General features: G+C 54.6%; 10 protein-coding genes and 2 pseudogenes. 5 read left to right on the top strand and 7 right to left on the bottom strand.

Annotated features, from left to right (window positions below):
- Positions 1-709: 709 nt before the first annotated feature.
- Positions 710-1,057: pseudogene (locus AC1DWG_RS03500) on the top strand (group II intron maturase-specific domain-containing protein); the annotation flags it as partial.
- Positions 1,058-1,635: 578 nt separating this feature from the next.
- Here AC1DWG_RS03500 and AC1DWG_RS03495 read toward each other — a convergent pair.
- The 3 genes from AC1DWG_RS03495 to AC1DWG_RS03485 all read right to left on the bottom strand — a co-directional run bounded on the left by AC1DWG_RS03495 (position 1,636) and on the right by AC1DWG_RS03485 (position 7,022).
- A complete protein-coding gene (locus AC1DWG_RS03495; RefSeq protein WP_477762235.1) occupies positions 1,636-2,325 on the bottom strand; it encodes a DUF5677 domain-containing protein in 690 nt (229 codons plus the stop codon).
- A 135-nt stretch (positions 2,326-2,460) separates the two neighbouring features.
- Positions 2,461-2,793, bottom strand: coding sequence for an HNH endonuclease (locus AC1DWG_RS03490; RefSeq protein WP_477774114.1), 333 nt, complete (start codon positions 2,791-2,793; stop codon positions 2,461-2,463).
- 287 nt (positions 2,794-3,080) lie between these two features.
- Positions 3,081-7,022: an NACHT domain-containing protein gene (locus tag AC1DWG_RS03485; protein WP_477762233.1), complete on the bottom strand. Its 3,942-nt coding sequence runs from the start codon at positions 7,020-7,022 to the stop codon at positions 3,081-3,083.
- A gap of 388 nt (positions 7,023-7,410) precedes the next feature.
- Between AC1DWG_RS03485 and AC1DWG_RS03480 the strand changes: the two genes are divergently transcribed.
- Positions 7,411-10,299 carry an AAA family ATPase gene (locus AC1DWG_RS03480; protein WP_477762232.1) on the top strand — a complete coding sequence of 963 codons (2,889 nt, stop codon included), beginning with the start codon at positions 7,411-7,413 and terminating at the stop codon, positions 10,297-10,299.
- Positions 10,300-10,772: 473 nt separating this feature from the next.
- On the opposite strand, the gene AC1DWG_RS03475 is transcribed toward AC1DWG_RS03480, so the two are convergent.
- The 4 genes and pseudogenes from AC1DWG_RS03475 to AC1DWG_RS03460 form a co-directional block, all read right to left on the bottom strand.
- Positions 10,773-11,216 (bottom strand): hypothetical protein, encoded by a 444-nt coding sequence (locus AC1DWG_RS03475; protein ID WP_477762231.1) that lies wholly within the window; start codon positions 11,214-11,216, stop codon positions 10,773-10,775.
- Positions 11,213-11,683, bottom strand: coding sequence for a hypothetical protein (locus AC1DWG_RS03470; protein WP_477762230.1), 471 nt, complete (start codon positions 11,681-11,683; stop codon positions 11,213-11,215). Before AC1DWG_RS03470 ends, AC1DWG_RS03475 begins: the two co-directional genes overlap by 4 nt.
- A gap of 236 nt (positions 11,684-11,919) precedes the next feature.
- Complete coding sequence (locus AC1DWG_RS03465) at positions 11,920-12,723, bottom strand: hypothetical protein (RefSeq protein ID WP_477762229.1); 804 nt, start codon at positions 12,721-12,723, stop codon at positions 11,920-11,922.
- Positions 12,724-13,029: 306 nt separating this feature from the next.
- Positions 13,030-13,389: pseudogene (locus tag AC1DWG_RS03460) on the bottom strand (DUF3085 domain-containing protein); the annotation flags it as partial.
- A gap of 199 nt (positions 13,390-13,588) precedes the next feature.
- Here AC1DWG_RS03460 and AC1DWG_RS03455 point away from each other — a divergent pair.
- From AC1DWG_RS03455 to AC1DWG_RS03445, 3 genes are all read left to right on the top strand, one after another.
- Positions 13,589-16,870 carry a hypothetical protein gene (locus AC1DWG_RS03455; protein ID WP_477762228.1) on the top strand — a complete coding sequence of 1,094 codons (3,282 nt, stop codon included), beginning with the start codon at positions 13,589-13,591 and terminating at the stop codon, positions 16,868-16,870.
- Between the two features lie 247 nt (positions 16,871-17,117).
- On the top strand, positions 17,118-19,376 hold the full coding sequence (locus AC1DWG_RS03450; RefSeq protein ID WP_477762227.1) for an nSTAND3 domain-containing NTPase: 2,259 nt from the start codon (positions 17,118-17,120) through the stop codon (positions 19,374-19,376).
- 17 nt (positions 19,377-19,393) lie between these two features.
- Entirely contained in the window at positions 19,394-20,587 is a 1,194-nt protein-coding gene (locus tag AC1DWG_RS03445; protein WP_477762226.1) for a restriction endonuclease, read from the top strand.
- Positions 20,588-20,614: the final 27 nt, after the last annotated feature.

The following is a 20,614-nucleotide window of genomic DNA, read 5'->3' as shown; positions in this document are numbered from 1 at the left end:
ATATCTCGCCCCCCACACTCTCTTTTCAGCTCTCCATCCCTCTCATTTGGGGGCTGCGTCTCGGAGAGGGTGGGTAACCCGGCCTTCGTGTCGGGTTTTTTATTTACAAGCCAACCACAGCCAGCAGAAAAATTTAAATATTTCTCTACCTTCTTAAATGGGGTGCTGGGGGTCGAGTGTTCGAATCATTCCGTCCCGACCATATAATTCAAGGGGTTGCGAGACTTTATCTCGCGACCCCTTTTTGTTGTGCGCCCAGCATGGGCGCAATCTTGTGGGTGAAAGTCCCGCCGTAAGCTGACCACAGCGAACGAAGTGAAGCGCAACTGCATGAGGGCGACCGAGTGTGGGGAGGAAGCGTGGAGCAAAGCCGCGAGCCGATGGACAAGAACCGGATGCAAGGCGATGCCGATCAGGGCGAGCGGGCAGCAAACCGCGAAGTTCTTGTGGTCAAAGGGGCGGCAACGTAAATCCGGCGGTTGTGCGGGGAAGGATTGCGCTCTTACCTGGGGAGATCTCGCCTCGCGCCTGAAAGGGCGACGGCGTTAGCCGGGCCGCGATTCGTGAACAGCTTCTCTCAGGTGTCTACCGGCCCAATCCGGTACGCCGCGTGGTCATCCCCAAGCCTGACGGCGGCGAACGCGAGTTGGGTATTCCAGCGGTCACCGACCGCTTGATCCAGCAAGCGTTGCTGCAGGTATTGCAGCCACTACGCGAACTCACCCGTCGCTCAGGTGGCCGCAGTCTGCGACAAGTTGTCGAGAACCTACGCCCCTATCTTCTGGGCTGGAAAACTTACTTTGGGTTGTCACAAGCGCCGAAAATCTGGCGAGGGCTGGATGAGTGGATGCGACACCGATTGCGAGCGATCCAGCTTAAACAATGGAGACGTGGTCCGACGATCTACCGCGAGCTGCGGGGTCTGGGGGCCAGTGCCCAAACCGCACGGAAAGTGGCGGCCAACTCGTATAGCTGGTGGCGTAACAGCCGCTTTGAGCTCAATCGAGTGCTGGATGTGGCGTGGTTCGACAGGTTGAGTCTGGTGCGACTCTCATAACCTCAATCTCTCGAACCGCCCGGTGCGGACCCGCATGCCGGGTGGTGTGGCAGGGGAACGGCCTATGAAGGCCGTCTCCTATGCCGATTTTGATCGTTTTTACCCCTACAAAACGACTGGCTCTCGGTGGAGTCCTCACCTCTTTCGGAGGAGATGGACGCAAGATTTCTGTGTGCCAATGCCCCCCGCAGGAAGTTTGGCGATGGAGGGCAGGGATGGACCTAGTTGACGGCTCGTCAGGCAGTCTTCTCCAACTTCTATACAGCGGCACCGGAAAGTTTAAAGGCGTCCAGGCCAAGTGATACACGTCTCTGAGAGGCATTCGGCAAGGCTTCTCACAGGCTGTCCGGATCCCCAGCCAACATTTTGACTAGGCTCTAGGACGGTAGTTTTAGGTCAAAAAAGATCAGTTATGCCCCCATTTTTGCCCCCACTCGCACTGGTTTGCGAGCGATCTCGAATGGCGATTCCTGTCAGAATACCAAGATGGTGCGGGGTGGCTTTCAGTGTTATTGCGTTTTGGGATTGGATGGAGAGTATTTGTCCAAGAAAGGGCAGTGTGTCGTCGAGCTTTGTTTCTAAGCCTTTGCATTTAGGCCCAACACTTCACGTAGTGACTCGTTGTCTGGCCAGTGACGATGCATCAGCCACCAAACACCTGCCTGACCGATGGCGCGACTGATGCAACCAATCCCTTGAAGGTGGGTGACGCACAGAGCTGCGATTTCTGATTTTTCTTTGGGGCTTTCGTTGTGGCCATGGGTCTCAAGCGATAAAAATCTATAGAAAACGGTATACAGGTCCAAAACGCCTGCCTCTTTGGCTTGCTCCTCAACACTCTTACGTCGCGGACTCCCCTTTGCCTGCTCCCTCTCGAGATATCTGGCTGTTACTTCCTCGCCAGTGCGCCGGTCAAAGACCTTGGCGGTGCCTGCTTTTAAGTTCATCTTTAGTGCTTTCGCCAATTCAGCAGTACCCGCGTCGCTTTGGGACTTCGCATTGTCAATAGATCGAATGCCCCACAAAACCATTATCAGTTGCTCGAGTAAGCTGCGGCTTAAGACTCCCAAGGAGGCGGAATTTGCCACTGCCCCTAATGCCGCTGCTCCGCTCACGAGCTCCGCTGAGCGCCTCAGCTGTCGACGAGCAAATTCGTCGCGAAGATCATTTGGCCCTTTGGCCTCCATTTCTGATGCAGCGATCAGCAATGAAGCTTGCGTCTTCAAGGACTCAACAAGCTCGTCCAGTATTGCTGATGAAGTGCTCATTCGGCTCTAACACCTTCTGATCTGATATGGATGCAAGACTCTATTCAGTGAATGCGGTTTTTTCTACCCTTTGTGGTGGTGATGGAGGTGGCGGCCTGCTCCCGTGATCAATTGCGCTTGGGTGTGGCGGGGGTATCAAGTCACGGTATTGCAAATGACAAGAGCACGTGAGTGATCCAGATCATCATGGCTCAGATTCAGATTGGGCGTGCCTGTCAGTTCGGTGAGATACCAAGCGGCTTTGGTATCGTTAACTAAAAGTGCGTATTTACCATGCGAAGCGGAGCGGCCGCAGCCCGGTATGCGCCTCACTTGAATGGCCAACCGATGTAGGTCTACCCGCAGCAGTAATCCGTTGCTCACATCATCTGACTGGTCTTCCCTGTACGGAATGATGTGCGCCGTCTCGACCAGCGCGGCGAAGTTGCACCCGCTGATGCAGCACTCTCCGCCATACCGCGCCAGCACGCTTTCTCTGAAATTTGCCTAGCCAGGCTGAACAACCGATGGATGGGTACGAAGCCTCCGCCGATCGGCCTGTAGCAGCTCGAGCTCTCCCGTCGGTGAGACTGTTGGTGTGAATGCCGCTTCCTAGATCTCCAGCGGCAGCGCATCGGCGAGCTCCTGCATCAGTTCGTGAGAGAGCATTGTCCGGTAGGAAGGTTTGGTCGACGATTTGCTCTACAGAGAGCGCAGGATGGCCAGCGTTCCCGCCGCGGCCTCAAGCGACGAAAAGCTGTCCGGGCGGTTGCGAGTCACTTCGCGGGCTGGCTACGTGTCATATTCAGCACCACCACCGCCACGCGTCCCTGCGTGGCAGCCTTGCTACGCTCGACCAGCATCGTCTTCAGCTGCTCCGGGGAGCTGGGGGACGGGCTTCCATCTGCTGGGCGGCGCGGTTTCTTGGAGTGCTCGCCAAACCACAGCACCAGGTATATGCCTAGGCCCGAGCCACGGTGGAAGCTGACATACGCGGCATCGAGCTGCTGGTCGGCCGCGTCCCAGAGTTGCCCGTTCCAGGCACGTTTGATTTCGATGGGCAGTGTGATGTCCATGGTTTCGCACATGATGTCCACGCGTCGTTGGCCGACCACGTGTCTTTCGGGATCGAATCGGATATCTGCCGTTATATGTTCAAACATACCGATCAAACGATCTCGGCAACATTCTTCTCGTTGTGGCGCCTTGCCGTCGTCCATGTAAAACAGTTTCCAAGAGTTGAGCTCGTCATTCTTGATCCGGCGCTGTACATCTTCCAGCTGTTCGAGGATGCAGGCCAGCAAATCGGCTCCGGTGCGCGGTGGTCCGTCACGCTTGATTGCCAGCAACGTCTCCAACGTGGGTGGTTGGTATGCCAATCCCTGGCCTTGCTGGCGTTGCAGGGTACGGCGTTCACACAGGTAATCGGTGTAACTGTCACGGGAGGCTTCGCACAGGAGGTCCATGGCCGAGTGTGCTTCGTGGGTTTGCTGCTCGCTTAGCTGGAAGATCAGGCGTTGCAGGTATTCACTTTGCGGTCTCGACCAGTCTTCATCGATCAGGTTGCCCTTGAGCCAGCCGATCATGGGATACCAGCCCCGGAATCTTTCGATGATCCAGCTGGTGGTGTCCACGCTTGGAGTGAGCATCTGAAACTTACTAAGTGCCAGCAGCAGTTCAGGGTTCACCGGTGTGCAGTCGAGTAGCGCCGACTTTTCCTCGAAGTTCACGATGAGTTGCGCAGCTTCAATGAATAGCGGCATGGGGCGAGAATTTCCCGAGCCCCAATGCCGCAGAGCACGGGGGACTGTGTCTGGCTCATTGTGGGCCAGATGCTGCAAGCACCAGTACTGCGATGCCTCGGGCAGGTCCGGTCGGCACTCCAGCCAGTCGCTTGCCAGTTTCGTCAGGATTTTCTCGGTTTGGTTGTAGAGCTCCGGGTCATCTGGATAAAGCTGCGGGATGAACTCGCCGATAAGCAGGCAGGGTTCGAACCAGAGCTTTATGGCCTCCATCAGAAGTTTGCGTTCGCCTAGCGTCTTGTACACCAGCGTTTCCAGCGTGTCGGGTGCCTTGAAGGGGAGCTGTTTGAGCGAAAGAAAGATGGCGAACAGCGCTTCGGTCGTTAAGCATGCCAAAGAGCTTCGGGTGCGCACGTGCTCGATTGCCGCAGCCAGGATGATCTCTGCGGAAAGCTCTGCCAGCGCCACGTCTTGGTCGTTGCGTTCGTACTGGCTGAATCGGGCGAAGTACTGGCTGATCGCTTCAGCCGATAGGCGTGCTTGAATGTTTCGTAGGTAGTTTTCGAAACCTTGGAAAACTGCGGCTGCCAATTCGTGACCTGCCCACTGCACGACAGCGCCATTTCCGGCCCCTGCATCAAGGCTATGGCGAGATCCGCGCAGGTAGGTTTGCGCCGGTATCGTCAGGTACCGGTGATCGCCTTTGCTCATGGCGGCAATTGCTGCCTTGTGCTCATTCAGCCGGGCAGTGGCGTCGTGACGGTCCTGTTCCACACGGGTCTGGTTTTCGCGCAGTTGACGTTCCCAATGCGCTTGCCGACGGGAGTCCAGTTCGATGTTGCTTGCCGAGGCCAGCCTTTGCGGGTGGCTGCCGGCAAACCGCAGCGCGGCGGCGCGCAGTTGCACGCCGTGCTCGTTGTCGTGATGTATGAGGCTTACCAGAGCCTTCCAGCGCTCGTCCTCTAGATCGTCGGCGTCCAGCCTCGCCAGCATCTCGATCGCGTCGCTTTCCGAGCAATCAAGACCGATCTCTTGCAGCCGCTCATGCCGTTGGCCAAGGCTCTCACCATCTGTGCAGTCGAACATCACATGTTGTTGAACGGCGTGGCGAAAGGCGTGGTCTGCGGCCAGACGCTCAATGATGGTGGGGTCCAGCATTGGGTAAAGCGGAACTGAACAGGAGAAGCTGAACGCACGCCAAGCTTGCGCCGGAGAGAGCGTATTGTCCGTCATCGCCGCCAAGGTCAGGGCAGTAAGCAGTTCGCGAAACTCGTCAACCTGCCGGGTATAGAACTCGGTACAGGACAGCCCTGCGGGAGCCTGGTCGATCAGGCAATTCAACAGTGGCGTGCGTCGCGACGCCGGGAAGTCGGACTTGAGCGGGGCGAACTTGTCCCACAGCTCACCGAAGCGGTCGTTCTGGTCTGAGCAGCCAATGATCAGCGCGGCGAGGAGTTCATTTTCGACACCGTCGAAATCGACCAGGCAAGCAAGGTCGAAGGCTAGCCTGACGGAGTCCGGATCGGCATCTGCGTGCAGGGCGCGAATGCACTCAAGGGACTCATCACCTGACAAGAGGGCAAGCAGTGCTTGTAGTGCTGCTCGACGAGCGCCATACACATCCGTACTGTCGAGTATGACGGCCGACAACCGGTTCTTGAACGGCTCTAGCTTCGCCGAGGCGTCCAGCGATTCGAGAACAAGAAGGCGCAGATGCACTGGCTTGCTTCGATCTGTACCGATGTTTACCAACTCGCCCACCAGGCCTTTGCTGGCCAGTTCAACGGCGGCGCCGGTGCGCCACCAGGAAAGTGCCATTGGGTTACTCGAATAGCATTCTTCTAATCGTTCTAGTAACAGGGTGGTTGAGGCTGGATCAAGCCCGGCCAGGTCCGCGTTCTCGATGACGCCTGCTGGGTCCATGCATATCACTCTTTGGGCCAGATTCGGGCTCATGCACAACCATGCGTGCATGCCGCGCAGGCCAGAGGGCACGATGCCATGCTGATGGAACATCGCAAGCAGCCGGCGCTGGGTTCTGCGAGGCAACGGTTCGTGTGCGAGCCAGTGAGCGGCCAGGTATTCGGCAATGCTGCGGTGGATGCATTCGAAGCGATTGGCATCTAGCGCCCTGAACAGGCGGGTACCCAGCAAGTCTTCGACCCGATCGGCGTTTGGCAGTTGCCTCAGTTCGATGATGGAGACATCGGTTGATCGGGCAGGTTGTGCTTGGCGTGAAATAGCTGTGTGGCCCGTTAGCAGAAGTGCCGCACAGACTGCGCCGGCCAACTCGAACGCTTCCTTGATGGCGAACGCGTTGTTTGTCTTCAGGTCATTATGTTCGCTCACCAGTTGCTCCACGGCCTTGCGGAACAGTTCGGAGCGGCTGCGGGGGAGTTCGCCATGCATGGCGCTTTCGGCAATCAGTTTCAGTGTGTGTGGGTTGCCAAGCCAGTGGGTCAGGCCGAAGCGCTCGAGGTGCGACTGAAGAGTGATGACCCGCTCCGGGGGAAGGTATGCATGCAACTGTGCCTGGATATCTTCGTCATCGAGTGGTTGCAGGTGCAGCTCGGTGGGTTTCTGGCGGTAGGCGGCCTCGATCAAGTGTGCATGCTTCGCGCGCGACCAGTCCGAGGCACGGCAGGACAGAATGAAGGGTGGGTAGTTGCGTTTCTTCAGTTCCAGCAACACCGCCTTCAGCGCAGTTCCGGTGGCAGCGTCTGTTGACTCGTCGAGCGCATCTATCAGCATGACTGTCGAGGTAGCGTCGCCAACCAGCTCGATCTCGTCGGCTCGCACGATGTGCCAACCTGCTTGTGCGGCCAGTTGTGCGAGTAAGCGGCTTTTCCCCATTCCAGCCTCGCCCAGTATCACGATCGGGGCTTGATGCGGGTCAAGCTCGTTATCACGAAGGGGGCCGTGTCGCCCATCTTGGTGCACCAGAGTACGCGGGATGAAAGGAACTTCCTTTTCCATAGCCTGTTTCTTCAGCCAAAAAATTTCGTCTAGGTTAACCTGTCTGAAGACATCAAGAACAACGCGATCACCGCCTCAGGTTACATCTGCCAGAGCCGGCAAGACCTCCGGGTCATTTGCGATTGATCTGCCGGGCCAGCTCGCAACACCCTTAGTTAGATTTGAGTGCGACGACGGGGCTGGATGACGTTGTCGTCGAGCGCGCAGACGGCTTAGTAGACCTCCTACAGGTCAAGTTCACCTCTGCTCAAGCTGCGAATCGCGCTGGCAGATTCCCACGTTTAGTATTGGCCTGACATCAAACTCAGTTGAAGCGTAAAAAGAAGTAGCAGTGATGGCTTTCTGATTTCAGCATGGCTAGGCTGGTGCGTACCAACAAGGAGGTGTAATGAGCCAGTATCTTTTGAGTTTCGCAAGGCAGAACCTTGAAGGAAAGCCTGATGCTTACCTCATGCTCCTCTGGTGTATGTTTAAGGCTAATCAGAGTAAAGGGCGCTACTCCGACCACATCAAATCGCACATCACCACGGCGGCTGATGAGCTGCTGGGCCGTAACTATCAACGGGCTGCTGCACGCTTCAAAAGAGTTCTCGATAGCAGACCGGAATTGGATTGGGTGGCACCGTCAGGTCTGAATCCGCTGGCTAATCTGCGAGTAAAGAATTTTCGAGGGTTCGGAGAGTTCGGCTCCGATGATAAAGGCACTCTCCTTCACTTCAGCCCTCTCAAGAACATCTTCTACGCCCCTAATGGTGGCGGCAAATCATCGCTGTGTGAAGCATTGGAAATCGGCACCACCGGGAATATCAAGGAGGCCGGACGCCGCAAGACCAAGGTCAAACAATATGTTGCGCGTGGAGCAACCAGACCTCAGCTAAGCCTGATCGACACAAACAAGGCACCGGTGACGCAGAGCCTCAGTTGGTCGAGTTGCTTTATCGACCGCAACCGTCTTCAAGAATTTTCGCTGCTGGGCTCGAAGGACACGGGAAGCGCCGAGGGAGACGTCTTGGCCACCTTGTTTGGGCTGGAAGAGTTCCAGGAGGTCCTTTCCCGATTTGTCAGGCCTGAGAGTTTCGTCCTCAAGCCCTTCATGCGCCCTGACCAGACTGATTCCCTGGCAGCTTTAGAGCGCGACCGGGTTGCTCTTGGAAAGACGCGACGAATTCATGCCGCTGCAGTGAGAGCCTCTATCTCAAAAGTCTGTGCGCTTTTGGGGCTGCGAGCTGACCAAGATTACGATGTGCGTCTCAGATACCAGAGGCTACCTAAATTAATCGAGTTGAGGATTCGTAAAGCCGAGCGCCTACGAGTAGCGCAAGGCCCGAGCGTCATTTCCCTGAAGCAAGTGAGTCGTGCCTGTTCCATCGCTAACCGGCTGTTTAGACACAAGGCGACAATCGAAGCAGAATTTCTTCGACGAGCTTCGGATGTAAACTATCGGGCGATTTACCAAGCCCTTGAGGCAATCGAAAATTCGGAAACAGGCGACACTTGCCCGGCTTGTTTGACCCCATTGGATAGAGTTTCTGTGAACCCTTTCGAGAGGGCGCGGCATGAGCTTCAGGCGTTAAGTGCTTTAGAGCAATTGAAGCATTCGAAACGACGGAATGACGAACGAATCGCGTACTTGGCGTCTAGGGTTGCTACAGGGTTGACCATCGTGAAAGCCAATGAGCAAGCTGGCGTTCCATGCGTTTTGCTTACAGATGATCTTCAAGTGGCACTTTCGGACTTTCACGCAGCGACGGATCGTGCCGAGATAGCGTCGATCGTTCTCCGCTTATTTCTGGAACTCCGAGGTAAACACACCAGCGAGCTTGAGGCGTATCTCCAAGCCTGCCAACGCAAGAGCAATGAAGTGGCTCAGTCTGAAGCTCAAGCAACAGAACTCGAACTTCAGGCCAAGGAGCTGAGTCAGCTTGGCGAGGTGCTAAGGCGCCTATTCGATGAAAAGAGAACCGCCGAGAGCGAGTTTAAGATCGTTAGCAATAAGATGGCTGATCTCTCAGCGCAAAAAGCTGAGCTGATGAATGATGCAACTGACAATAGTCACTTTAACCTGCTACTAAAAAATCTTGAGATTGAGTACGGCAACCTTTATCGCGATTTTCTGACTTACAAACTGACATTGGAAAAATCCCGCATCTCCGGGATCGAAGCTAAAGCGGCAGAGTACTATCGAGCCATCAATAATCACGACGATGAGCATGAGCAAATCGATTCGTTGAGCTTTGACAAGGTAGCTGACAGCTACAGGATTAAGATATCAAATGCAGACGGATCCTCGTTAGATGCGTTCTCAATATTGAGCGAAGGGCATCTAAGAGCGCTCGGGTTGTCGTTATTGCTCGCGATGGCTCAAAAGAATAAATTTCCCTTGATAGTCTTCGACGACGTGGTCAACGCCATCGATAGCGATCATCGCTCGAATATCATCGATCTGTTTTTCTCTGACCCCTATCTCCGCCAAATTCAAATGGTGGTTACCACCCACGATCGACTTTTCTGGGAAAGGTTTTGCATCATTGCGGAGCGTCATACCCAATGCGATCAACACACCAGCAACGTGCTGAGCTATACGAATAAGGGCATCGTGGTTATTGATCACGCGGGAGGCTTTCAAGAGAAGGTATACCGCGCATTAGCTGTCTACGATATCAGGCAGGCGTTAATATATTGTCGCATCTGGTTTGAGTCAATGGTGCTGGAGTACTGCATAGAAAAGGGTGTAAGTGTCACTGCTCACTTCAATAAGTCTCAGCTTAAAAAGAGTATGTATCTACAAGTCAGTCTTGAATCGACGTTTTCACTCGTTGAACCCTATATTGATTACGATCTTACTCATTTTGACGTTATCAAGAATGATCTCGTGAACTGGGGTGGGCAGAACCAGGAACATCATGCTTTCGATGAAGGTAGTCTGAATTTCGTGCACTCCAAAACCAGCAAGGAGGTAGTCAGGATTTATGATGCAATCCGCTTGCTAGAGTGTCAGTTATTCACCGCGAGGAAAAAAGATTCCGGGGAAAAATTCCTTGCGGACATCAATGGAAAAATCGAGTGGGGCAAGAGAAAAATGGCGTCGCTTGCTCGCGCACCGGACCATGTCCAGCAGGAGCAACAGATGAGATTGAGCGCGCTCGAAAAGCGTGCCGCCGACCTTGTCCAAGAGCTTGAATTTATCGACTGTTGCCTTGCAAGCGTGGCTCAACGGGATCAGGTCCCAGAAGACCAGCAGATGCAGACTGAAAATCCTCTCCTTGAGGAGCAATAGCCCAATGCAGCTGTTGAGGGTTTATGTTGACCCAGAGCAACCTATGCCGGTACGGGGGGTGAAACGGAGTGGCTTCTCGCCACCGAAAAGTCGGTGGCGACAAAAGTAATGGCATGCCGCTTAGATTTCCAGGCTTGGCTGCTTGATCAATAAAGACTTAAACCTCTGCTTCCCAAGGGCGACGCACGAATCGGACATAGACGCCCAGGGCGTCAACTGGTGATGAGTATTTCCTTACCCCGACGTCGGAGCTGATGAGAAGGATCGGTGCACTCGGTTCCGCGGGAACCTCAGTGACCAACCAAGGGGCGAGGCTTTGCACAGGCGTCTGCAGGAACGCCGTCTCGCGCCGCAGCCCCAATGCCTCACGTACGTTCTCCTTCGAGGAACTGCGCACGTCTTTGCAACTGATGCCCGCAAAGACCTGCAAGTGAGACGGACGCTCTCCCGCGCCAGGCTCAAGTACACAAACGTCAAGCTCGTGTCGGGCTTGGCGGGGGGGCCTTGCCCGGAGCTCCGCCGTTATGTGCCCAACTCAGCGACTCAAACTCGACCGAGGTCCAAGCTTCCCCTACTAACTGTCCAGCGGCGTCGAGCAGATCAAAATGCGAGAACCTTTTGCGATCGGCCAGAGCTGGTTTACTCGCCACGACCACCTCTGACGTCTTGCCTCCCTTGGATGGTGGCCTATGAATGATTGACCCTTTTGGGTGTGCACGCCGAAATACCCTCAGTAAACGAGCTAGAACCAGCATTTCGTACAGCTTGTCGCGGGTCATCGCTTGCAGCTGAAGAGGGGGAGGTGCTTTCGCGGCAATGTCGAAGAGCGCGCCTACCGCTTTGACCAGTTCCGGTGGTGCCGGTTGGTTCTTCTTTTTCTTCTTGACGCCTGTCGCGTGGGATGTAGTCGTACTCATAAATCCTCCTTGGTCTCTCGAGGGAGAAATTCGAGCAACGCTCCCCGCAATGCAATTTGCTGCTTCGTCGGGCGCCGTCCAAGATTACGTCGTAGGCTGGATTTTCGGTTGCCGACGCGCATTTGCATTGACTCAACCTGCTGATCGCGTGCGAGCACCTCGTTGAGTTCGCGGCGAACTGCTTGCTCGGTTCCGCTGTTCACCGGAAAAGCGAGCACCATCAGTAACGACAGGGCTTCTTCAAATCGCTCTTTGGTCTCGCTGCGCCTCGCGGGTTCCGCGTTGGCATTGCTTAACTTATTATCCTGGAATTCCTCTCCAAGGGGCTCATCAGGCTCGACTGGCGCGCTGAGCTTGGCCAGCTCCATGAACTGGTGCATCAACGGCCCCTCATACGTGCAAGCTCGTCGATGTATCTCGCGAAGCGCCTGTTCCAGGTCGTCCTCACTTTGCAATGTGATCTGCATGCTTCCTCCATGAATGGTTTCAGTGTCGCGGTTCTGGCAGCTATGCGGTATTTTTCAGAGACGACTGTGCGGACTGTGAATTGAACGCTGATGGTTCCGTGCGTTTGTCGCAGAAAAATATTGACGCTTTCAAATCTCTCTTAAGAAAAATCTCGGTGGGCACTCACCTGAAGCGAATCTCCTCAGCTGCTAACGGTAATTCCAGAATTAAGTGTTTCGAGGTGATATAGGGTGCTCTAGCGTTCACGCTCGCGCTGCCGGAAGCGCTTGATGAAATCTCCATCGATCAGTTTGTCTGCGTTGAGATCAAGGACACAATTGACCAACGAAGCCACAGTGTTATCAGACACGCTGAGGTTATTCGGAATGAAGCCGGCTTCCCTTACACTGTTTTCCTTCAAGCGAGTGAAGAATGCCTTCAGGAAATCGGAGAGCCCAGGACGGCGACCCTCTGTCGCCGAGTCAGTGGCAGGGTCCTGTGCATATACTTCTGCATTTTCAGCATCTTCGCCAATAGCCTCAACGAGTGAGCTCAGCGAGGGCCAGTATTTCAGGTCGTACTGATACTGCAACATTTCCAAACCATCTTTGACGTAGGACTCGAAAAGGTGATGGTTCTCATGTTCAGCAGCAGCGTTCAGCACATCAAGTGGGTGGTAGAAGGTGTCGCAACTAAAGCTTGAGCCTTCCTTGATTTCGTCACGACGCGTGAGCAGTAGCGCAAGTGCCTCTGCAGCGGCGGCGATCTGTGCGTTGATACCCGTGAGCTCTTTGCGCGCTTGTCGCGCTTCGGTGATCTTTTCCGGACTCCATGCCACCGGAGTCGAGGTGAGGATGTCAAAGAACGACTTTAAGGCATGAGGGCGTTGCGCGAGCGACTCATGAAGTTCTTCGTAAGCGTCGCACAGCTCATTGCGTCGACTGAGCATACGCTCAATCACGCGATTCACGCTTGGCCATATCTTGTTAGTCTGGTTGTACTCCAAATCCGCTCGAAGAACTGCTTCGCAGACTTGAATAGCTTGTGAGGTGGTTGTCATCGTTCGGTTCACCTGAGGTGTAGAAGATGTGCCAAGGCTAATGTGCAAACACACGTCTGTCGGTACCTGTGCACAAAACTATTCGTTGGTTGTAGGTACCAGGTCCTTTGTTCGCATGTCCAGGAAAGACCCATTCCAACCCATGAAAGGTGTTTTTGAACCCTCCAGCCGCAAGGCTGACTACCAGCCCTAGCAATTCAGCTCTAGGGAGCAAATTGCGAAAGGATGTGATGCGAACTGGCGTCGTTACGTACCGGGTGCTGCGCCGTAACTTTTAAGACCGATGGTTGCCTGGCATGTCACTGGCTACGTCCGCAGGCAAGGGCGGAGCGTCACACTGCGCGCGAAGGTTCGCCACGACCAATAGGAAATGGCCGGCTCTCGCGTTAACCTCAGCCAAAGAAGCGGAGCCTTTGACAGGCGAAGACTTTTGGTATCAACGGATGCAGTGCTTCTCGTCAGTTGATGCCAGTCCGTGCAGGGAAATTGCATGTATGTGACCGACAGTTCTAGGTCGTCAGTGCTTTTAAGGATACGCGTGAGCATGCCTTCGTTCGGGTCGAAGAACTCGCCGCCCAGCGCGACGCGTGCTAGTTCCCAGCAGTTGTCAAATGGCACGACGTCGGGATTGCAGTCAACTGCGTAGGCTATCAGCGCCTGACGCTTGTTGGACCTCGGCCGCCGATTGCAGTATCACCGGCACCAGTAGCTGGCGGCTGGCAATCCACTAGGTCGCAAAAATATGAAGGCCGGCTCTGTTTGAGCCGCGCATCGGGTCTGTGTCAGTCTTGTCCCGCCATCGATTACAAAACTGATTCAACCGCATTCGTTTGCACGATCTCACCGCCACGTAAAAGGAATGACAATGAGTGATCAAAGCGGGTATCGGGCATTTCGTACCCATGCCATAGAGCAAGGGCGAGATGCGGTTAAACGACTGGTCATTTCCGATTACGATGAAAGTGCCGACGTTCACTCCAGATATACTCAGCGGATTGCCTTAAGAGCTGCGCGGCGTTGGGTGCAGAACAATGTCAGCGATCTGCTTGCCGAAGACTCTGACCAGGCACTTCATATCCGCCGAATGCTTGGCATACCCGCTTCGCAGTCACTGGTTAAACCAGAGGCGTGGCCCTGGTATGGCAAATTGGGGATATTCTTCGTCCCGCATTGGCTGACATGGCAATACACGCGTAGGCAGTTAGCAAAAACACGCACCTACGAAGGACGTTCCTTTCTTTACGAGACCTTTTACGAACGAGTCGTGACGTGTCGCTTGAACCGCTACACCCCAGCCGTTGATCAGGCCATACAAGGCATACCGCTGCTCTCCTATGAACGCGCAAGACAACTCGACAGACTGGATGCTGGCTGGTTCATGGCCGTGCGTAAGGTTGGCGTCGAGAGCTTTGCGAGGATCGAGCATTATGCTCGCTATGGCAGCTTCAGGTTGAAGGGCTCACTCGCCAATCTGCTGGTGCTAACCAACGTGGTGCAGACAGAAGCGGAGCTGGCCTGGCTAGACTATCAAATGAAAGAGCGCTATCACGCGCCCGAGATCACCCCTGAAGCCCTTCGCACCTTCAAACAGGCCATTGATCTATTGCTGGCCAATGGTGTTAAGCGCAAGCAGGTAGCGGGTATCTTTCGTCATGACCTGGATGCTATAGACCCGGATCGGCTGGAGGTAAACTTGCAACTGATTGTTGCTTCTGGCGCAGCAGGCGCAGAGGCGATCTACGAGGTCATTGGCGAGTCGCTTTGGCGAGCTTCCAGCGCAAATTGGGCCTTTGTATTGGATGTGGTTAAGGCCCGTTCAGCTGATCAGATTCAACACTTCAAGCGTATGCTGGCCCACTACTGCAAGCCTTCTTCATTGTTGGTCGAGCACTTGATTGCTCTGGGCGCGAGCGTCGAAGACCTCGCGCATTGCCAGACGCTCATATTGGAGCTCAACAAAAGAGAGGGAGAGGGCGAACCGCTTGCCGAGATCGCGCTGTTGGCCGGTGCTCCATACTGCTTGAGCTTCGAGCAGATAGGGCAGTGTTGCACTTACCTGGCGCGCCCCGGTGCATTGCTGGAATACTTGGCAGTGCTTGAGCGACATGGGTATGGCTACCCTGAGGCAGTTCTGGGTTTTCAGCATGCGTATACCGGCATCGGTGTCCAGAGCCTTGAAACTTGGCTTGAGATCAAAGGGCAGCGTAAACCGCGTAAAGAGCGCGAGTTGGTTGACTGGATCATGCGCTGTGCTGGCACTCTTACCGCCCAACCGTATCACTATCTGCTCACCGCCGTGCCCATGCCAGAGTTCAGTCATTTGTGCCAAGCGGAGCGCGTGGTACGGTTTGGACTAGGCACTTTGCAGTACTTGGTCGAGGACAAGGGATTGAACTCATTCAAAGCGATCATGGACTGGTACTACAAGGCACGTGGCGTACATACGCTTTGTTGCTGGGACCTGAATTCAACATCTCGTGTACTGCTGGACGATGCCTTCCGTCGTAACCACTTTGCTGCTTTCACTGAGAACCTGAGCTGTGTCATGAGGGCCATTGATGATCGGGTGTTAGCGGACATCGGTTATCGCCATAAGCAACCGGACGACGCGGCACGCAAGCGCTACGACGAACGAAGGGAAGTGCTTGCTCAGGCCGAGTGTCTAAAACTTTTGCCTCGTTTACCAGCCATCCTGAACCAAACGGGTGGCGTCCTGCTGCCGAGCATGGTTCGCCATGCGTGGTCGTCAGCTGAGCAGCTACAAGAACAGATGGACGCATTGGTGCCGTTGGTAGAGAACCTGCTAATGGGGCGCGGACCATCAGGCGCTGAGCTGCAGGCTCAGGAGGCTGAGGCTATATCCATGATCTACAAGGCTGACAGCCACAGCGTCAGGTCACAGTGGAAGAATGTCCTGGGTTTCGAATCGCACCTGGCTGGATTGAAATTGTGGGATGGTTACCCCATGCGCTGGGCGCGCTCGATTCGTCGCATGGAAAAGCGCCTTGAGCGCAGTAGTCTGCAAGCGCTGATTCAGGCAAAGACGATCAGCGCGAAGATCTGTTCAAAGAAGGACTTCACCGACGTGTGCCTGGCCATCCGTTCCAAGCGGCTATACGACAAGTCGCGTGATCCTCAGTCCGTGGCGGCCCATCTAGGTGTACTGTTCGCGACGAGTCGTGAGGACTCATTGATCGGGTCGTGGCTCGAAACCGACCTCGGACAGATAACTGCCTTGGAGGATTTCAGTGCCGACATCGCCGAGGGGCTGGAGCAGCTCGACACGCTGTTCACCAGCAACTTGCCGGACGCTCTTGAGGCGCATATGCCGGCGTTTGTTATGAGCTTCAACGATGAGCAGGCTGATAGCCTGGCCAAGCGAATGGTGGGTGAGGCTAATCTGGCCGGGTCGCAAACTGGCCGTGGAAGATTGCAGGCCGCGCTTAGACACACCCAAGCAATTGTGCTCGCGACATGTGCAAGCTGGCTGAAGCGCGAGCAGGGCAAGTTCACCGCTATGCCTGCTAACGACGAAGTCACTGAATTGCAGGCGTTCGTGTCAAAGTATCCGGCAGCGTTTTTCGCCAGGCAAGCCGCGAACCTGTGCACGCGCGATGACACGGACATGTGGAAGGAGGAGCGGCACGCGCATATGGTGGTGTTCGACCCTGTGCAACGTCGTCTTGCTGGTATGGCCATGATCTATTTCGAATCAATCCCGGAGCTCCATCCAACCAAGCGTTGCCTGATCGTTCGCGCGATCAACCCGATGGATGAGATGTTGGCTACTCATACGGTACACAGCATCGTCAACGCGTTTTTTGATGTCGCCGTCAGCATTGCTCAAGAAAATGAGCTGGTAGCGGTGCTTTTCCCGAACCCTGGTGGCATGCATCTCCTTTCCAATCAGAGCACTGTTGAGAAGTACTTCAGAAAACGCCTCATTGAGCGCGCCGAGCCTTACCGTCAGATTGAGTCGGGAGCAAGCGCTGCGCACTGGCGTACGAGACCTAGGCGCCTGAATACACGATTTTATGCCTACGCGCAGGGGCAGCAGCAGGTTTCGGAGTTATACGTCGTTTGGGCGAATAGCCGAATCATTCTGACGGCTCAGAAGCGCAGATCGGTTGAGTACATAGATCTCTGATTGAGGGCTGACGCGTTTTCGCAAAAGGCGTATCGCTATCTCGATGAGGTCACTAGGCAGTAGGCATTCGATTGCTACTCCTCACCGGAGTGAAAACGGATGAGCTACGTCTGCATCGAAGGATCAGGTCCCGAGATCCAGATTAGAAAGTAGTGCTGCCGCTATCTCCAGGCACGGCATTTCGACAATTCCGCTATGATGGCACTTTGTCCGGCATCAGGACTTGGCTGCAAGGATCGAACGTCAGATGAGCGTCCCTAAATACGACCTTCACCTCCTGGGTTGGCATAGCTTTCAGCAGTTATGCATGGCCGTAGCCTCTACGGTATTGGGTCAGACGGTCGAGACGTTCCTTGAGGGAAATGATGGAGGTCGCGACGGTGGGTTCAAGGGGACGTGGTCTCCTCAGCCAAATGAGTTGTATGAAGGCGCGTTCGTCTTCCAGTGCAAGTTCACATCGCGCCGTGATCATAATCTCACGCTGTCAGATGTAGCTGGTGAGCGTGAAAAAGTGCGCAGACTCGTCGCCAAGGGACAGTGTGATGTCTATGTTCTGATGACGAACGGCGACTGGACTGGGGAGAGCCATCTCAAGATCAAGCAGGCGTTTGAAGATGCTGGGGTCAAGCACGTTCTGCTGCTGGGCTCCACATGGATCTGCGAGAAGATCCAGCTAAACAGTAACCTGCGCATGAATGTGCCTCGGCTCTATGGTCTGGGTGACCTCAGTCAGATCTTGGATGAAAGACGGTACAAACAGACGAAGGCGCTGCTGACGGAGCTTCCTGAGCTTTCAAAGCTTGTTGTGACTGGCACCTATCGCAAAGCACTCCAGGCCCTTCAGCAGCATGGTTTTGTTCTCCTGGTTGGAGAGCCCGCTGCAGGAAAGACGACGATTGCCTCACTTATGGCCATGTGTGCGATGGATAAGTGGGGAAGTAGGGTGTTGAAGCTGGAAAAGCCCGAGCAAATTCGAGATCACTGGAATACGGACGAAGCATCGCAGTTCATCTGGGTTGATGACGCCTTTGGGGCGATGCAGTACGAAGCCGACCTGGTGATGGAATGGAACCGGATACTCCCTGCGCTCTCGACGATGATCCGAGCGGGCCATCGGGTAGTCCTGACTAGCCGTGATTACATCTACAACAGCGCACGGCGTGATCTCAAGAGAACGGCATTTCCTTTGATCGAGGAAAGCCAGGTGGTCATCGACGTGAAAGAGCTGACCCCACGAGAAAAGTCAGAAATCCTCTACAACCATGTGAAGCTTGGCAACCAACCGCGGCGGGTTCGGACGGCTTTAAAGGAGTTTCTTCCTGCGGTGGCAGCTCACAGTCGGTTCGCTCCCGAGACAGCTCGGCGCTTGGGCAGTATTGAATTCACCAGGGCCCTCAAGATCGACCAAAGAAGTATCGATGAGTTTGTCGCCAAGCAGGAGCGATGGCTCGTTGAGACAATGCAGGGCATGGATGACGAAAGCCAGGCCGCATTGGCTTTGCTTTACATGAAGCACGGAGCAATCGAAAGCCCGATAAACCTCTCAGGGGATGAGGTGAAGACAATTGAAAGATTGGGTGGTAACCAAGCCGGTTGCATCCGTGCGCTTGAGAGTCTCCGGGGAAGCTTTGTACAAGTGGCAGATACTGCTGAAGGACGCTTTTGGCGGTACAAGCACCCAACGATTGGAGATGCATTTGCGTTAATACTCGCCCAGAGTCCTGATCATCTGCAGATTTTTGTAGATGGCACACCTCTTGAGCAGTTGATGGAACTTGTGACGTGCGGCGATACGGGCATTCAGAATGCGACGATTTTGCCCTCGAGCATGTTTGCAGCGATCGTACAACGATGCTATCAGTACGTCACTTTTGGGGCCGACGTGGAGCGCATGAGGCGGGGCAGACTGTACTCTTTCCTGCTGCGCAGGACTGACCACGTATTCCTGGCCATGTACTCGAAAACTGATGGAGAGTTGACCTCCAGCCTGGCTCGAGATTTCGCGAGAAACCTATTCACGAAGTCGTCTGACCTGGCTCTGCGCTTGCTTCGGCAAGGTCATTTACCGGAGTCAGTCAGAGATGCTATCTCGACCAAGATTCACGGCTTTGTGTTCGATGAGGATGACCTAGGGTACATCTACGATGAGGACATGCATGAATTCTTTGGTGATCAGGAGCGGGAAGACTTCTACAGCGATGTACAGAAGCATGTCTTGCCTGACCTAGACAGGATTCGCCAGTCTCAGCAGGAAACGTATAGCTATGAGGATGATCCTGATTACCACCTTTCTGATTTTATTGATCAGCTAGAGGGAATACGTGCGGCTTTCCCAGAATGGCCCAGGGTGGAGGATGTGGTCGAAACCCAAAGGCGCCGAGTCGACGATTGGGTGAGTGAAGTATCACAGGAGCGGGGAGAAGAGCCAGCAGTTGGCCGAAGCGATCTGATGCGGCCATCTGCACAGGAGGGCGGCCGAAACATCTTTGACGATGTCGATCTCTAGACCAGGTAAACGAGGGTATGCCGGTGTCTGCATTTTCCGATCGCGATCTCGAGCAACGAATTCTCAACGCTCAGAACTATATCAAGTTGTGGGCGGAGAGAAATGACCTCTGGTACGACAGCGGCTTTACGTCCTACGCAGAGCGTGTGCAGGGTGAGCCAGGAGAGGAGGCAGTGGTCTTCATCCTCTACAGCAGTGGAGATTTAGCTCGTTTGCTGGATGAAGATCTTGATCCTCCCTTGCGGGCTGAGCTTGATCATATCTGCGAGTCGCATGGGTTCTGGTTCGAGAACAACGACGGTTGCTCCTACTATTTCTTTGCAACTACGGACGAAGTGCAGGCCGCTTACGATCAGTATTTCCATTGGAAGTGGGTGTGCAGCCTGATCGTCGAAGACGTTGGTGATGTGTACGCCGAGCTTTACCAGTATTTCCAAGCTCGTCCTGAACGACTCCACAACCTTAGCCCTCGAGATTTCGAAATCCTGCTCTCCCGTGTTTTCCAGACCTTGGGATATGAATCGCAGGTTGGGCCTGGGGTCGGTGATGGAGGTGTAGACGTTCGCCTCCTTCAACGAGGCCCTCTAGGCGACACGCTCACATTGGTTCAAGCCAAGCGTTACGATCCCAAGTGGCCAATACGTCTCGAGGCAGTCCAGGCCCTGTTCGGTGTAGTGTCTCTTGAGAAGGCGGAGCGCGGCATTTTTGTGACTACTTCACGGTATCTCCCAGGAGTTGAAGCTTTCGCCGGGCGGTGCGAGGGAAAGCTGGATTTAAGGACTTCAGCAGATATTGCTGATTGGTGTAGGCAAGCCCAAGAAGGGATTATTCGTGACAAGTCGTTGCTTGTGTCCGATCAGCACCTGCTGTCGGCATTGCGCTGTATTGAAGGTGGCAGTCATGCCCTGGTTCTTCATGCAGATACCGGATACCGCACGATCACCAACTCCTTCGCGCTTGTGCTCAAAGAAACCAGGCATGCGGCTCTGTTGATGCGCTTACCAAGACGGATCGTCAGTCAGGATGGACATGGCCTCGAGGGGCATGAGGTACCTATCCTGGACAACCGGATCCTCGCAGCGAGGAACGCCGCCACCGTCTTTCGAGCTAAGCGAACTGTCGACGATCAAGGAAAAGTTGATTACTGGGATGGCAGAAATCTGTATTCCAAATGGAATCGCCAGTCTTGTTTTTTCAGTCACATTGACTGAATGTTAGTATTGTGGGAGCCATTTTTC

The organism is Pseudomonas sp. P4_B3, from assembly GCF_056402295.1.
Note: the sequence above shows the minus strand (reverse complement) of the source record. Positions and strands in the feature narration are given on the sequence as shown.